Origin of the sequence: Streptomyces spongiae, from assembly GCF_009377185.1 — a bacterium.
Taxonomy (GTDB): Bacteria; Actinomycetota; Actinomycetes; order Streptomycetales; family Streptomycetaceae; genus Streptomyces; species Streptomyces spongiae.
In genome coordinates this window covers 1-15,533 of record NZ_VJZC01000200.1, presented here as the reverse complement: position 1 = coordinate 15,533, position 15,533 = coordinate 1, and the positions used below count along the sequence as shown (strand labels likewise).

The 15,533-nt window shown below is 70.0% G+C and carries 11 protein-coding genes and 1 pseudogene; 10 read left to right on the top strand and 2 right to left on the bottom strand.

Annotated features, from left to right (window positions below):
- A pseudogene (locus tag FNH08_RS50880) lies at nt 1-704 on the top strand (serine/threonine protein kinase); the annotation flags it as partial.
- Between the two features lie 17 nt (nt 705-721).
- Here the strand turns inward: FNH08_RS50880 and FNH08_RS24955 are convergent.
- Complete coding sequence (locus FNH08_RS24955; protein ID WP_152773796.1) at nt 722-1,528, bottom strand: SGNH/GDSL hydrolase family protein; 807 nt, start codon at nt 1,526-1,528, stop codon at nt 722-724.
- 313 nt (nt 1,529-1,841) lie between these two features.
- On the opposite strand from FNH08_RS24955, the gene FNH08_RS24950 reads away from it, so the two are divergent.
- From FNH08_RS24950 to FNH08_RS24920, 7 genes are all read left to right on the top strand, one after another.
- Nucleotides 1,842-3,050 (top strand): S8 family peptidase, encoded by a 1,209-nt coding sequence (locus tag FNH08_RS24950; RefSeq protein ID WP_152773795.1) that lies wholly within the window; start codon nt 1,842-1,844, stop codon nt 3,048-3,050.
- A 379-nt stretch (nt 3,051-3,429) separates the two neighbouring features.
- Nucleotides 3,430-3,765 (top strand): hypothetical protein, encoded by a 336-nt coding sequence (locus FNH08_RS24945; RefSeq protein ID WP_322725317.1) that lies wholly within the window; start codon nt 3,430-3,432, stop codon nt 3,763-3,765.
- A gap of 1 nt (nt 3,766) precedes the next feature.
- Nucleotides 3,767-4,861 (top strand): GNAT family N-acetyltransferase, encoded by a 1,095-nt coding sequence (locus tag FNH08_RS24940; protein ID WP_322725316.1) that lies wholly within the window; start codon nt 3,767-3,769, stop codon nt 4,859-4,861.
- Nucleotides 4,862-5,234: 373 nt separating this feature from the next.
- Nucleotides 5,235-6,077, top strand: coding sequence for a glycosyltransferase family 2 protein (locus FNH08_RS24935; protein WP_152773794.1), 843 nt, complete (start codon nt 5,235-5,237; stop codon nt 6,075-6,077).
- Entirely contained in the window at nt 6,074-7,093 is a 1,020-nt protein-coding gene (locus tag FNH08_RS24930; RefSeq protein ID WP_152773793.1) for a glycosyltransferase, read from the top strand. The genes FNH08_RS24935 and FNH08_RS24930 overlap by 4 nt, the downstream gene beginning before the upstream one ends.
- On the top strand, nt 7,086-7,883 hold the full coding sequence (locus FNH08_RS24925) for a polysaccharide deacetylase family protein (protein WP_152773792.1): 798 nt from the start codon (nt 7,086-7,088) through the stop codon (nt 7,881-7,883). Before FNH08_RS24930 ends, FNH08_RS24925 begins: the two co-directional genes overlap by 8 nt.
- Nucleotides 7,876-11,742: a lipopolysaccharide biosynthesis protein gene (locus FNH08_RS24920; RefSeq protein ID WP_322725314.1), complete on the top strand. Its 3,867-nt coding sequence runs from the start codon at nt 7,876-7,878 to the stop codon at nt 11,740-11,742. The genes FNH08_RS24925 and FNH08_RS24920 overlap by 8 nt, the downstream gene beginning before the upstream one ends.
- Nucleotides 11,743-11,828: 86 nt before the next feature.
- On the opposite strand, the gene FNH08_RS24915 is transcribed toward FNH08_RS24920, so the two are convergent.
- Entirely contained in the window at nt 11,829-13,250 is a 1,422-nt protein-coding gene (locus FNH08_RS24915; protein ID WP_152773791.1) for a GH39 family glycosyl hydrolase, read from the bottom strand.
- Nucleotides 13,251-13,530: 280 nt separating this feature from the next.
- Here FNH08_RS24915 and FNH08_RS24910 point away from each other — a divergent pair, with 280 nt between their 5' ends.
- Together FNH08_RS24910 and FNH08_RS24905 are read left to right on the top strand one after the other, a co-directional pair.
- On the top strand, nt 13,531-14,625 hold the full coding sequence (locus FNH08_RS24910; protein ID WP_152773790.1) for a DUF5925 domain-containing protein: 1,095 nt from the start codon (nt 13,531-13,533) through the stop codon (nt 14,623-14,625).
- A 15-nt stretch (nt 14,626-14,640) separates the two neighbouring features.
- Nucleotides 14,641-15,492, top strand: coding sequence for a DUF72 domain-containing protein (locus FNH08_RS24905; protein ID WP_152773789.1), 852 nt, complete (start codon nt 14,641-14,643; stop codon nt 15,490-15,492).
- Nucleotides 15,493-15,533 lie beyond the last annotated feature (41 nt).

The following is a 15,533-nucleotide window of genomic DNA, read 5'->3' as shown; positions in this document are numbered from 1 at the left end:
CTGCCCCCACCACCCCGACCCAGCCCTCGGCCTCGCCCGCGTCGGCGCGGCCCGACCGGAACCGTCGCGCCGCCGCCTTCGTGATCGCGGGCATGGCGGTCCTCGCGCTGGCACTGGGCGGGCTGATGTACGCCCTGCTGAACCAGGACGACGGGAACGGGGACACGGGTGGCAACACGACCAGCGGGAGCGGCTCGAACAGCGGCAACGACAACGGCGGCCCGAGCGACGACAGCGGTTCGAGCGACAACGGCAACGGCGACGACAGCGCGAGCGACAGCGACACCGCGAGCGGGAACAGCGGCACGCCCGACGACGACCGGACCACCACCCCACCGGCCCAGTCCGTGAAGGTGTCTCTTCAGGGCGAGAACACCGAGTACTCCGGGACCTGCCCGCCGCCGAACGACCGGGCACCCGTCTTCACGGCCACGTTCACCGTGGGCCGGGTGCCGGTGGAGGTCCAGTACCGCTGGGTGGCGAAGAGCGGCAACGTCTCGGATCCCGGCTGGAAGACGCTCTCGTTCCCGGCCGGGGGCGGGAAGAGCAAGCAGGACTCCGTCACCGCGACGACGGAGGCCGAAGAGGGAACGTTCCAGGACGAGATCAGCATCGAGGTCCGCGGCCCCGTGAAGACCGAGTCCAACTCGGTGCCGTTCTCGGTGACGTGTGAGCAGGAGACCCCGACGGACGGGGCCTCCTGAACCCGCGTTCCTGAACGTCAGGCCGCGTTCCGGAACACCGGCAGATAGCCACCCGACTGGCCGGACGCCTTCGGGTGGTACGACTCGCCGATGTTCAGCCAGTTGACACTGAGCAGCCAGGAGTCGCCGGAGCAGAGCTCGTGGCCGGTGAAGGTGGAGCGGACGTCACCGAAGGTGAAGCCGTGGTCGGCGGCACGCTTGGCGATGGCGCTGTTCAGGTAGTCGGACGCGTTGTTGATCGCGGACCGTTTCGTCTCGGAGAGACCGGCACACGTCTGGCCCAGCTTGTAGAACCGGGGGTAGCCGAGTACGACGACGTGAGCCGCGGGTGCCTTGGCCCGAATGGCCGAGTACACGCTGTCGAGCCGTCCGGGCAGGGTGGAGTCGACGTACGCCTTCGCCGTGTTGATGCGCGAGACGCAGGTGCTGTCGGACGAGGTGACACAGGTCGTCATGACGTCGGCGAAGCCCGCGTCGTTGCCGCCGACGGTGATGGAGACCAGTCCGGTGGCGGAGTTCAGCGGGGCCAGCTGACTGGCCGTGACATCACTCGTTCGGGCGCCCGAGCAGGCGGTGAAGTCGAACGACGAGGGTGAGTTGGCGGCGGCCCAGAGGTACGGGAACGCCTTCGTGGAGCGCTTGCAGTCGCCGCTGGAGCCGATGTAGCTGCCCGCGCCGACACCGGAGGAGTAGGAGTCGCCGAGGGCCACGTAACCGGTGGCCGCGGCCTGTTGGGATGCCTGGGCCGTCGCTGTCCCGGTGAGGGCGATGCCGGCGGCGAGGAGGAGTGAGGTGGCGTATGCCATAAGTCGGGAACGTCTCATGGAACCTCCCTTTAGCAGGATCTCTGCCTCAACCGTGGTAGCAGTTACACGTGTTGACTGGAAGTGTTCATGCCAATACTTTCCCCCTCACAAGGGATTTCCACCGTCCGTTCACCGGACGTTTTGTTACGTGGACATGACAGAAATATGACAAGCGCTCAACTCTCTTGAGCTACACCCGTAGATCACTCAATCTTTACCCAGCCCGGAGTGGAACGCGACGCTCCAGGGCTGTGCGGGCGAAGACGCGCGCACCCCCCACAGCCGTGCGCCAGACCCCGGCGCGCGCTGCCTAGAGGAGGACTCCCTCGTAATGGCACAGCTGCGTACGAACAAGATCCGGATCGCCGCCCTCACCACCGTGACGACGGCCGCCCTCCTGGGCGGGCTCACGGCACTTCCCGCCCAGGCCGCCCCGGCCGAGGGCAAGGTGCTCGCGGCCGATTCCCCCACCGCGATCAAGGGCAGCTACATCGTCACGCTCAAGAAGGGCGCCACGGGCCTGAAGGCCTCGTCCAGCCAGGGCAAGAGCCTCGTCAAGACGTACGGCGGCACGGTGAAGAAGACGTTCAGCCACGCGCTGAACGGCTACTCCGCGAACCTCTCGGCGACCGAGGCGAAGAGACTCGCCGCCGACCCGGCGGTGGCCTCCGTCGAGCAGAACCAGACGGTCACGGTGGACGCCACGCAGTCCAACGCCCCCTGGGGCCTGGACCGCATCGACCAGGCGGCCCTGCCGCTCTCCGGCACGTACACCTACCCGGACTCGGCGGGCAGCGGTGTGACGGCGTACGTCATCGACACCGGCGTCCGCATCTCGCACCAGCAGATCGCCGGCCGGGCGACCAACGGCTACGACGCCGTGGACGGCGACAACGTCGCCCAGGACGGCAACGGCCACGGCACCCACGTCGCCACCACCATCGCGGGCTCGACCTACGGCGTCGCCAAGGCCGCCAAGATCGTGGCGGTCCGCGTGCTGAACAACGCGGGCTCCGGCACCACGGCCGGCGTGGTCGCGGGCATCGACTGGGTGACCGCGAACCACAGCGGCCCCTCGGTCGCCAACATGTCCCTCGGCGGCGGCGCCTCCACCGCCCTGGACACGGCCGTCAGCAACTCGATAGCCAGCGGCGTGACCTACGCCGTCGCGGCCGGCAACAGCAGCGCCAACGCCTCCTCGTACTCCCCGGCCCGCGTCGCCTCGGCGATCACGGTCGGCGCCACCACCAGCACGGACGCCAAGGCCAGCTACTCGAACTACGGCTCGGTCCTGGACATCTTCGCGCCCGGCTCCTCGATCACGGCGGGCTGGAACACCAGCGACACCGCGACGAACACCATCTCGGGCACCTCGATGGCCACGCCGCACGTCGCGGGCGCGGTCGCCGTCTACCTGGCCGGCCACACCTCGGCCACCCCGGCCCAGGTCGCCACGGCCCTGACGAGCGGCGCCACCTCGGGCGTGGTCACCAGCCCGGGCACCGGCTCCCCGAACCGCCTTCTGAAGATCGTCCAGTAACAGCACCCCGTAAGGGGCGCGGGGCTGGTGTCGATATGCGGCTCCGCCGCGTGGGCGCGACCAGCCCAAGACGGCCCGCAGTTTCGCGACCGCGCACCAGCAACTCGCTTGACCAGCACGAAAGTTCCCCGGAGGCACCCCACGCCTCCGGGGAACTCTCGCATACGCCGAGCCCCCGTGCCGCGTTGCCGCGTTCCGCATCTTGACGCCCCCGCGCCCGCTGAGCGACATTGAAGCCCGGCATCCGGCGCTTCAGGGGGCAAAGTCGCCAATGCAGACCATACGTATCAAGCCATCCTCATCCGAGCCGCCCTCACCGGGGGGTGCGGGGCGGCCGCGGCAGGGTCCGGAGAGGGATCTGGGGCCGCTGCTCGCGGGTGTGGCCGTCGTCGTCGCGACGACCGGTGCCGTGCTCGCGCTCGCCGACGCGGACTCACCGGTGCGCGGCCCCTTCACACTGTTCTTCCTCCTCGCGGCGCCGGGAACCGCCATCGGGGCCACACTGCGCGGGCTGGAGCCGTTCGGCCGTGCCGTGGCGTCGATCGCGGGGGCGGTCGCGCTGAACCTCCTCGTCGCACAAGGGATGCTGGCGACCCACTCCTGGTCGGTCCGCGGCGGCATCGTGGCCATGACCGCCATCAGCTCGCTCGTCCTCCTGCTGGTTCTGGTACGGCGCCCGCGCGGCCGTACGGAGAGAAGAAGACGGACATTCTGACGTGGACATCAGCGTGTACCGCCCCGGCGAACTGACAGCCACCGACCGGGCCGCCTGGACGGCCCTGCAGTCCAAGGCGCATCTGAACGGCTCGCCCGAGCTGGCGAACCCGTTCCTGTCCCCGGAGTTCACCCTGGCGGTGGGCAGTTGCCGACGCGGGGTACGGATCGCGGTCGTACGGGAGGACGGGGAGGCCACCGCGTTCTTCCCGTTCCAGAGAACCGCCTTCGGCGTCGGGCGGGCCATCGGGCTCGGCCTGTCGGACTGTCAGGGCCTGGTGCACCGGCCGGGCTTCACGTGGGACGCCCGGGAGTTGCTGCGGGCCTGTGGGCTCGCGGTGTGGGAGTTCGACCACCTGGCCGAGGGCCAGGCGCCCTTCGGCGCCCACGCCACCGGCACCTTCCCGTCCCCGGTCATGGACCTCGAGGAGGGATACGAGGCGTATCTGGCCCAACTGCGTGCCAGGTCACCGAAGTTCGTCCGGTCGACCTTCGCCAAGGAGCGCCGGCTCGGCCGGGCGGCGAGCGACGTCCGCTACGTGCACGACGAGCGCGACCCGGCCGCCCTGCGCACGCTGATGGCCTGGAAGTCCGCTCAGTACCGCAGGACCGGCCGGATGGACCGCTTCGCGCACCCCTGGATCATCCAGCTGGTGCGCCGTCTCTTCCACACCCGCTCCGAGTCGTTCGCGGGGAACCTGTCCGTGCTGTACGCGGACCGCAAGCCGATCGCCGCGCACTTCGGACTGCGCTCCGAGCGGGTACTGACCGACTGGTTCCCGGCGTACGACCCGGCGTACGGGAGGTTCTCCCCGGGGCTGCTGCTGCATCTGCACATGGCCGAGGCGGCCGCCGCCGACGGCGTCGCGTATCTGGACCTGGGCCGGGGTCAGAAGCAGTACAAGGATTCCCTGAAGACACGTGAGATCCCCGTGTCCGAGGGGTGGGTCACCCGCCGTCATCCCGTGGCCTTCGGACACCGGGCTCGCCGAGCTCCGGTCCGGGCCCTGCGGAACACGGTGGTGGCCCGGCCGGAACTGTTCGAGCCTGCCGACAGGCTCCTCAAACGGATGGGCCAAATCCGCTCCAGGGGTTAGTTATCGGACACAACTACAAAAAAGTGAGACCTACTTCCAGGTCTTGCCATATCGTCTCAATCATCAATACCGTCATACATCAACCCGCATCGGTCCATCATTCAGCGGCTCCAGGGGAGGGCTCAGGTCCGCGATGGTCCCGGCGCGGGGCGCGGTAGGGGGGTGCCGTGCTCGGTGATCGCACTTTGAGCCGAGCACTGCCGCGCGACCGGCTGCCCGGTTTCGGCAGTCGGCCAGCTTTGCCTGCTCACACGGCATGCGCGGAGAGTCAGTTCGTCATGCCCGGGTGAGAAACAAACCCCCCTTTCGAACCGGACCAAGAACCGGACCGCCCGAGGGGCGGGCGGTCCACCGGACGAGAGGGACCAGACTCATGAGCTCAGTTCTGCGCCCGGCGATATCCGACGACACGGGCTCCGATGACAGGGGCGAGGAGCCGAACGAGGCCGGCAAGTACCGGCCCGTCTCCACCCACTTGGCCATCGCGCCACCGGTGAGCGTGGTGATCCCCGCCATGAACGAGGCGGAGAACCTTCCGTACGTCTTCAAGACACTGCCTGCCTGGATCCACGAGGTGGTCCTGGTCGACGGCAACTCCACCGACAACACCGTCGAGGTGGCCCGCGAGTTGTGGCCAGACGTGAAGGTCGTGCCGCAGCGCGGGAAGGGCAAGGGGGATGCCCTGATCACCGGGTTCGAGGCGTGCACGGGCGACATCATCGTGATGGTCGACGCGGACGGCTCGGCCGACGGTCACGAGATCGTCAGTTACGTCTCCGCGTTAGTCTCCGGGGCCGACTTCGCCAAGGGCTCGCGGTTCGCCAACGGCGGCGGCACGGACGACATGACACCGATCCGCATGCTGGGCAACCGGGTGCTGTGCGCGGTCGTCAACCGCAAGTTCGGCGCCCGTTACACCGACCTCTGCTACGGCTACAACGCGTTCTGGCGGCACTGCCTCGACAAGATCGACCTCGACTGCACCGGCTTCGAGGTCGAGACGCTGATGAACATCCGGGTCGTCAAGGCGGGCCTGAAAGTGCAGGAGATTCCCAGCCACGAGTACCTGCGCATCCACGGCGCGAGCAATCTGCGGGCCGTGCGGGACGGGCTGCGCGTTCTCAAGGTGATCCTGAAGGAGCGTTCCAACCGGCGTGCGCTGCGGCGCCGTTCGCACTCCCCCATGCTCACCACCAGCCGGGGAGAGGCGTCTTGAGCGAGTCGCACATCTCGGTCGTGATCTGCGTGTACACGGAGGACCGCTGGGAGGACATCCTCGCGGCGGTCGCCTCGGTGCGCGCGCAGTCCCGGCCGGCCCTGGAGACCCTCCTGGTCGTCGACCACAACCAGGCGCTCCTGGACCGGCTGACGAAGGAGTACCAGGAGGCCGAAGCGGTGCGGGTGCTCGCCAACGCGGGCCCCCGCGGCCTGTCCGCCGGCCGCAACACCGGCATCGCCGCCTCGTCCGGCGAGATCATCGCGTTCCTCGACGACGACGCCGTGGCCGAGCGCGACTGGCTGCGGCACTTCGCCGACGGGTACGCGGACCCGCGGGTGATGGCCGTCGGCGGCCGTACGGTGCCCGTCTGGGCGTCCGGCCGCCGCCCGGCCTGGTTCCCGGAGGAGTTCGACTGGGTGGTGGGCTGCGCGTACCGGGGACTGCCCAGGGGCCGGGCCCGGGTGCGCAACGTGCTGGGCGGCAACGCCTCGTTCCGCCGTACCGCGTTCGACGCGGCCGGCGGCTTCGCGACCGGCATCGGCCGCGACGGCGACAAACGGCCGCTGGGCTGCGAGGAGACCGAGCTGTGCATCCGGCTCACCCGCGCCCGACCCGACGCGGTCCTGCTGCTCGACGACCGCGCGGTGATCCACCACCGGGTGCCCGAAGTACGCGAGCACTTCCGCTACTTCCGCACCCGCACCTACGCCGAGGGGCTGTCGAAAGCGCTGGTGGCCCAGAGCGTCGGCGCGGACAAGGGGCTGGAGTCGGAGCGCCGTTACGCGACCCGTGTCCTGCCCGCCGGGGTGGCCCGCGGTCTGCGCGACGCGCTGCTGGCGCGTCCGGGGGGTACCGGGCGCGCGGGCGCGATCGTCGCGGGAGTGCTGACGGCGGCCGGTGGGTATGCCGTCGGGAGCGTCCGGGCACGGCGGAGCGGGGCGACGTTCTCGGTGGTTCCGGTAGGGAAGATCGACGGGCGACGACAGGAACCCGAGGGGCACAGACATGGCTGACGCACCCGTGCCGATCCTCATGTACCACTCGGTCGCGACCGCGCCCAACGACGCGACCCGTGCCCTGTCCGTCGCCCCCGAAGCATTCTCCGAACAGATGGCCCTGCTCGGGGACCGGGGCTTCACCCCGGTGAGCACGGCGGAGCTCGGGACGAGCTGGCGCACGGGCCGCCCGCTGCCCGCCCGTCCCGTCCTCGTCACCTTCGACGACGGGTACGAAGGCGTGCACCGGCACAGTCTGCCCGTCCTCGCCAAGCACGGCTTCGCGGCCACGCTGTTCGTCTCCACGGGCTGGCTCAGGGGCGCGTACGACACCGGGGGCGCCCTCGACACGATGCTCGACTGGAAGCAGGTGCGCGACATCGCCGACGCGGGCATCGAGATCGGCGGCCACAGCCACACACATCCGCAGCTCGACACGCTCGACGACCACGAGCTCCGGTTCGAGCTGGCCCGCTGCTTCGAGATCGTCGCCGGTGAACTGGGCGCCGTGCCCGTCTCGTTCGCCTACCCGTACGGCTACTCCAGCCGCCGGGTGCGCCGGGTGGTGCGCGAGACCGGGTTCGCGCAGGCGCTCGCCGTGGGCAACGGCCTGGCGCGGCGCACGCAGGGTCCGTACGCGCTGCGCCGTGTCACCGTGCGCCGCAGCACCGGCATCGAGGAGTTCGAACGGCTCGTCGAGGGCCGCGCGATCGCCCGCAACTTCGCCAGGGACCGTGCCCTGACCAAGGGGTACGCCATGGTCCGCAGAGCACGACAGGTCCGGAAGGCCGTCCGTTCCCGTGTCTGACACGACCACCACAGCACAGGCCGACACCACCGCCGAGACCGGTACGCCCGAGAGTCAGTCCGGCCGTCGGCTGCGGCTGCCCGGAATCGGCAAGGGGGCGGGCGGCAACCAGTTGTTCCGGAATGCTTACGCCCTGATGCTCAACACCGGTATCTCCGCCGTGCTGGGGCTCGGCTTCTGGCTCGCCGCCGCCCGCTACTACTCCGAGTCGTCCGTCGGCCAGGGCTCCGCCGCGATCGCCGCGATGAAGTTCCTCGCGGGACTCGCCGCGCTGACCCTGACCGGTGCCCTGGCCCGCTTCATCCCGATCGCGGGCCGGTCCACGGGACGGCTCATCTTCCGTACCTACGCGGGCAGTTCGGTGGCCGTCGCGCTCGCCGCAGGGGTGTTCCTGCTGACGCTCGGCGTGTGGGGGCCGTCGTACCGCTTCCTGCACGACCCGCGGGGCGCGCTGGTGTTCGTCCTCGCCGTGGTGGCCTGGTCGCTGCTCACACTGCAGGACGGAGTGCTGACCGGGCTGCGCAGCGCGGTCTGGGTGCCGGTGGGCAACACCGTGTTCTCGGCGGTCAAGCTGGTGCTGCTGGTCGTCTTCGCCGCCGCGATCCCCACCATGGGTGTGTTCGTGTCGTGGGTCGCGGCCATCGCGATGTCCGTGCTGCCGCTGGGCTGGCTGGTGTTCCGGCGCCTGGTGCCGCGGCATGTGAAGGCGACCGAGGACCACGCGCGTCCGCCGTCCATGAGGGAGATCGGCCGTTTCCTGGCGGGCGACTACACGGGCTCGCTGTTCTCGCTCGCCGTGGTCTACCTCGTCCCGGTGATCGTCGCCGCGCAGGTCAGCTCCGCCGACAACGCGTACTTCTACATCACCACCACGATCGGCGGCACGGTCAACCTGCTCGCCATCAACATGGGCGCCTCCCTGACCGTCGAGGGCTCACACGACCCGGGACGACTCGCCGCGAACACCCGGGCGGCCCTGAAGCGGATGGCCCGGATCATGCTGCCCGTGTGCGGGGTGCTGTTCTTCGGGGCGCCCTGGATCCTCGGCGTGTTCGGCACCGGGTACGCCGACGCGGCGACACCGCTGCTGCGGTGGTTCGCCGTCGGCGCGCTGCTGCGGGTCGTCATGGAGACGTACTTCGCGATGCTGCGCGCCCAGAGCCGTACCGCAGGACTCGCCTGGCTGCAGGGCCTGCTGTGCGTCCTCGTCCTCGGTCTGACGCTGCTGCTCCTGCCCCGGATGGGCCTGGTCGGCGCGGGTGTCGCGGAGATCTCCAGCCTCGCGGTGATCGTGCTGATCGCCGCGCCCAGGCTCTACAGGATCCTGCGCACGGCGCCGTCCGACCCCGCGCCCGAGGACACCCCGCCGGACGGCGACCTCGCCGACCTGGGCGCCGTGGCCAGGAAGCCCGGCTCCGCCTGGGCGCGCTCGCTGGACTCGGACACGCTCGCACTCGGCGTCCACGTCGACTTCGACCACCAGGAACGCCGCCCGGACGTCCGCCCGGGCCCGGGCACCCCGCCCACGGGCACACCCGCCGTACGGCGCGATCACCGGCCGACCTGGGCGCTCAGGATCCCACTGCCGGAGCAGCGGGGGAGCCTGCCCGTCGAGAACGTACGGGAGAACGTATCGGAGGAGGGTGCGGGCGGCTCGGAGGAGTTACGAGGGGCCGACCGGTCCGCGGTCGAGCGAGCGGAACGGGACCTGGGGCCGAGGCCGACGAAGTCCGTACGGCCGGAGATCGAGGCGCTGCCCGTGCGACAGATCGCCGCGCCCGCACGGGAAGACGTCACCGAGCCCCCTCCCCCGTCCCTCCGCGAGCGACTCCTGCACCCCACCAGGTCCGGCGTGGTGCTGGGCTGCCTCCTGCTCGCCGCTCTGCTGCTGTACTGGGTGCCCGCGCTGGCGCTCGACGACGCGGCGCTGGACGAGATGGGCGGACTCGGCCTGATCTCCGTGCTGCCGATGCCGACGCTGGCGGGCGCCGGGCTGCTGGCCGTCGTCTTCGGCTCGCTGCTGTGGATGGGCCGGGAGCACAAGGCGCTGCTGCTCGTCACCCTCGTGGCCACCGTGGTGTCGTTGCACGCCCTGCCCGCGGTGATCGAGACCGAGCCGCGCTTCCCGACGGCCTGGCAGCACCTCGGCTTCCTCGACTACATCGACCGCACCGGATCCGCGGTCCCCGACCTGGACGCGCGCTGGAGCTGGCCGGGCTTCTTCGCGGCGGCCGCGTTCGTGGCGAAGGCATGCGGGGTCAGCGACTTCACCGAGGTGATCCGCTGGTGGCCGCTGACAAGTGAACTGCTCTACCTGGCACCGATGTTCCTCCTCACCCGCTCGATGCGGGCGGGCTGGCGCGCCAAGTGGACCGGGATCTGGTTCTTCGTGCTGAGCAGTTGGGTCGGCCAGGACTACTTCTCCCCCCAGGGCTTCACCTATCTCCTCTACCTGGTCTTCGTCGCGATCCTGCTCGTGTGGTTCCGCGCGCCGCGCATGCTGTGGGGCAAGGTCCGCCCCGGCGAGGCCGAGGTGGAACCGACCGACCGCCGTCAGCGCGCGGTCCTGCTGACCATCCTGATCGCGCTGTACGCGGCGACGGTCCCGGCCCACCAGCTGACACCCTTCGTGATGCTGGGCGTGCTCGCGGTCCTGGTCCTGATCGGCCGCTCGGAGCTGCGCGGCCTGCCGATCCTCTTCACGGTCATGGTGACGGTGTGGATCGGCTTCCTGGCGGAGCCGTACTGGTCGGGCCACTTCGACGAACTCTTCGGCGGGGTCGGCGGAGTCGGCGGAAACGTCACGTCCTCGGTCTCCGGCCGGATCGGCGAGGGCAGCTCGACCCACAAACTCGTGCTCTACGCGCGCGTGGCGCTCGCCGGCTCGGTGATGGCGATGGCCTGTTACGGCTGGTGGCGCCGCCGCGACCACAAGTACCGCGAGCGCTCGCTGCTGGTGCTGACCTTCGTCCCGTTCCTGGGCTTCGGCATGCAGTCGTACGGCGGCGAAATGGCCCTGCGCGTCTTCATGTTCGCCCTGCCTGGCGCTGCCCTGCTCGCCGGCCTGGCGCTCTTCCCACGCACGGGCGTGACGGCCGAGGAACGGGACAAGGACAAGGTGAGCCTCGCGCCGCTGGCCGCTCTGATGGCCGGGCTCGTCCTCATCGGCGGCTTCCTGGTGGCCCGGTGGGGCAACGAGCCGTTCGAGCGCACCCGCACGGGCGAGGTCGCGGCCATGGAGTACGTGTACGCCCACGACGACCCGACCGTACGGCTGCTGTGGCTGAGCACCGACCCGGTGAACGACGTGACGCCCGCGATGCCGTGGGGCGAGCGGGACATGGAGAAGGTCGAGTACGTGCCCACGCTCGCACCGCCCGACCCCGTCCTGGTCTCGGGCCTGGCCAAGTCGCTCAAGGACGCGGGCCCGAACTCGTATCTGATGATCAACCGCAGCCAGGTCACCTACCTCCAGCTGGACGCCGGTTACTCGGCCAGCTGGGAAACCCGCCTCATCAGGAACCTCGACGCCCGCAAGGACCTGAAGAAGGTCTTCACCAACGCGGACGTCACGATGTACACCCTCCGCGACAAGCCCGACGGCAAGATCCCGAATCCCGACCCGGGCCCGATCGGCCCCCAGGTGACCTGGACGCCGTGGTCGGTCGTGGGCGGCTTGGCCGCGACAGCCCTGATCCTGCTCCTGACAGCACGGGAGATCGTACGGGTGGCAACACGCCCGAGCGTCCGCCAACTCCAGTGGCTCCAGAGCACCTTCTGGTTCTCCCTACCACTGCTGGCGGTACTGCTGGCTTCGCTGGTACAGCGGTTCTTGACGATGGGGGGAGGCGCCCCGTAAGGGGCGCGCCCCTTCAGGGGCGCGGGGAACTGCGCGACAAGCCACGAACTACCCGCAGCCGTCAGTCAACCGATCCAGGCAGACGCTCAACGCCGCAACCACTTCACCTCATACGCCCCCATCCCGAACCGCCGCCCATCAACCTCCGCACTGATCGACCGATCCAGCGTGTTGACCACAAGCACGACCTTGTCGTCAGCCAGCACCCGCACATTCGGCTTGTCATCAGCAGCCACAGACACCGCCTCATACTCCGTCCCCGGCGGAAACGCCTCACTGAACCGGGACAACAGATCGAACATGGACAGCGCCCGCCCACCCCCACCGGTGTCCGTCGGAGACCACAGACACCCAGCACAGTCGGGCCCCTTCTCCTTCTCCGGATTCCAGTAGAAACCGGAAGACGCCCCCCCACGGGCCATCGCGATCAACCCAGCCGCATGCACAGCGGAGCGCCTCGTCTCGGACCACCCGTCCCGCTCGTCGTCCGCGTCACCCGGCTCGACGTAGTACTCGGCCCACCACAGCGGCAGATCCCCGATCCGCTCCCGCACCCACCGGCTCACGGCGGTCAGCTTGTCCGTCGCCGCGAACTCGTTCGGCAGCATCTCGTCGTCCTCCGTGTAGCTGGAGCCGTCCACGACGACGAAGTCCGCACCCACCTTGTTCTTGTTCCAGTAGTCGAAGGCGTCGAGCGCCCGCTGGTCCATGGCGCCCCACGGGCCCTTCAGGGTCGTGGAAGCGCCGTTCTCCTGGCGCGGGTCGAGACTGTCCATGACCAGGTAGGGGCCGCCCACCATGATGTCCTCGTCGACCTTCTTCAGGGCCTTGTAGACGAGGTTGTACAGCTTGGTGTAGCCCTCGTAGTCCCAGCGGCCCTCGGCGTTGTTCCAGAAACCCTTGAACTCGTTCCAGACGATGAAGTGCCGTACGTCCGGGTAGCGTTTGGCGACGGTCGCGGCGAGCTTGGCGTAGTCCTCGAAGTGCTCCGGCTCGGGAGCGGTCTCCAGCGCGGACTGGCTCCAGTTCGTGTTGTCGGCGCCGGACTTGCCGCCCTTCATCCAGTCCGGGGCGCAGCACAGGGTGACGACCGGGGTGCCGCCGGAGGCACGGACGAAGTCGATGCGCCGGTCCATGTCCTCGAAGTCGTACCGCCCCTTGACGGGCTCGGGGTTGCCCGCGCCCCAGCCCATGATGTGCTGGATCTGCGGCATCCTGGTCTTCGACAGCAGCCCCTCGACCCGCCCGGTGGCTTTGCCGCTGCCCTCGTCGGCGCTGAACTGGGTGTGCGTGAAGCCCCAGCCGACGTCCGGTCCGAGGTCGTCGGGCGGGACGGCCGGCGTGCCGTGCACCTTGTCCCCGTCGCGTGTGGTCCCGGCGGTGCCTCCGCCGCCCCCGGGCAGTGTGTTGATCAGGGTGAGCACCAGGGCCAGAGCGGCCGCGCCCACGCCGAGCAGAGCGGTGAGCCGCCACCGCCGTGCCCCCGAATTCCACCCATGACGTCCCATCAAGGACAACAGTAAGGGTGAGGGTTGTCGGGGGGACAGATCCCGTAATGCGACAGCCCGGTAACAGGACGGCTCGTACATATCGGGAAGTACGGACCGTCCGCACCGGGCGTTCGACCGGCCCGTACCCGGAGCCCGGGCAGCCAGTACCCGGAGCCCGGTCGACCCGCCCCGGGAATCCCGGGAGCCCGTACCGGCAGCTCGGAGGGGCGGAGCCGACACAACCGGCACGCGCGGGAAACGGGGTGCACGGGACGCCCGCGTGCCGGATCATGGCGGCATGTCTGCGAACCCACACGACGCGCTGCCGATCCGGCTCAACGTCGACGACAGCGACTCACCCTCGGACGTCGTCGACGCGCTGTTCCTCGGCCGCTTCGCGACGGGCGAGCAGCCGCACGCGCACGCGGCGAACATCGACCGGGTGCGCTCCGGCGCGACGCTGATGCCGCCCGGCGCCCGCGTGCTGCGCTCGGCGCGGGACGACGACCGCAGCGCGACCCTCGCGGAGGGCGACGGCTGGACCCTGCTGGTCTCCCGCTGGAACCGGGGCGCGGACATCACGGTCACCGCGACCAGCCCCGAGCTGGCGGAGAAGGTGCTCGGCCAGGCCACGGACGGCGCGGCGGACGAGCCGGAGCCGCAGCCGGAGAACGTGACGATGGGCTTCTGGTACGTGTCGCCGAGGCGCGGCCCGCACCGTACGACACGGCAGATCTCCGCGGGCACGTGGGAGGAGGTCCGCCCCAACTACACGGCCCCGGTCGCGGACGCCATGGACCGCCTGATGAAGACCACTCCGGAGGACATCGCGGGCCGGCTCCTGCTGCTGCACGGCCCGCCGGGCACGGGCAAGACGTCGGCGCTGCGCACGCTCGCCCGTTCATGGCGGGACTGGTGTCAGGTGGACTGCGTCCTCGACCCCGAGCGGCTCTTCTCCGACGTCGGCTACCTGATGGACATCGCGATCGGCGAGGAGGACGCGGCGGGCAAGGGCCGCTGGCGGCTGCTGCTCCTGGAGGACTGCGACGAGCTGATCCGCGGCGAGGCGAAGCACACCGCGGGCCAGGCGCTGTCCCGCCTGCTCAACCTCACGGACGGCCTGCTGGGCCAGGGCCGCAACGTCCTGGTGGGCGTCACCACCAACGAGGACCTGGAGCGCCTCCACCCGGCCGTGGTCCGCCCCGGCCGCTGTCTCGCCCGTATCGAGGTCGGCCCGCTGACCCACCGGGAGGCGGTGAGCTGGCTGGGCACCGAGGAAGGTGTGGGCCGCGACGGGGCGACGCTGGCGGAGCTGTACGCGCTGCGCCGCGGGACGTCCCCGACGTCGCTGCCGGAGCCGCGGGCGGGGGCGGACGCGGGGCTGTACCTGTAGTGGTTTGATGAGGGTATGACCCTGTTCGTCGGAACGTCGGGGTGGCAGTACAAGGACTGGCGCAACGTCCTGTACCCGGCCGACGTGCCCATCCGACTGTGGCTGGAGGAGTACGCGGCCCGCTTCGCGACGGTCGAGCTCAACAACGCCTTCTACCGGCTGCCGACTAGGGAGAACTTCGAGGCATGGCGGGACCGCACCCCGCCGGACTTCGTCGTCGCCGTCAAGGCGAGCCGCTTCCTGACCCACATCAAGCGGCTGAAGGACCCCGAGGAGCCGGTGCACCGGCTGATGAGCCGCGCCACCGGGCTCGGCGACCATCTGGGCCCGGTCCTCCTCCAGCTCCCGCCGACCCTGCGCGGCGACGCGGGCCTGCTGGACGCCTGCCTGGCCTGCTTCCCCTCCGGGACCCGGGTCGCGGTCGAGCCCCGCCACGACTCCTGGTGGACTCCGTCGGTGCGCGAGGTCCTGGAGTCCCGTGGCGCCGCCCTGTGCTGGGCCGACGTACGCGCCCACCCGATGACCCCCCTGTGGCGCACCACCGACTGGGGCTACGTCCGCTTCCACGAGGGCCGCGCCCGCCAGTGGCCCCACTACGGCCGACGCTCCCTGGAGACATGGGTCGACCGCATCACGACCACCTGGTCACCCGACGACGACGTCTACACCTACTTCAACAACGACCCGAACGCCGCAGCAGTACAGGACGCCAAAACCTTCGCAACCACAGCAACCAGAACCCACCCCCGCGTCACAAGGGTCCCGGTACCTTCCGAGCTCTTAGGGGCGCGAGGAACAGCGCAGCCTTTGAGGGGCGCGGGGAACAGCGCAGCCTTCAGGGGCGCGGGGAACTGCGCAATCTTTTAAGGGGCGCGGGGAACTGCGCGACCAGCCACCCCCAACCCTGT

Coding starts and splice junctions, on each gene's coding strand:
- FNH08_RS24955 (WP_152773796.1), bottom strand. CDS start 1,528: ATGAGACGTTCCCGACTTATGGCATACGCCACCTCACTCCTCCTCGCC.
- FNH08_RS24950 (WP_152773795.1), top strand. CDS start 1,842: ATGGCACAGCTGCGTACGAACAAGATCCGGATCGCCGCCCTCACCACC.
- FNH08_RS24935 (WP_152773794.1), top strand. CDS start 5,235: ATGAGCTCAGTTCTGCGCCCGGCGATATCCGACGACACGGGCTCCGAT.
- FNH08_RS24925 (WP_152773792.1), top strand. CDS start 7,086: ATGGCTGACGCACCCGTGCCGATCCTCATGTACCACTCGGTCGCGACC.
- FNH08_RS24915 (WP_152773791.1), bottom strand. CDS start 13,250: ATGGGACGTCATGGGTGGAATTCGGGGGCACGGCGGTGGCGGCTCACC.
- FNH08_RS24910 (WP_152773790.1), top strand. CDS start 13,531: ATGTCTGCGAACCCACACGACGCGCTGCCGATCCGGCTCAACGTCGAC.
- FNH08_RS24905 (WP_152773789.1), top strand. CDS start 14,641: ATGACCCTGTTCGTCGGAACGTCGGGGTGGCAGTACAAGGACTGGCGC.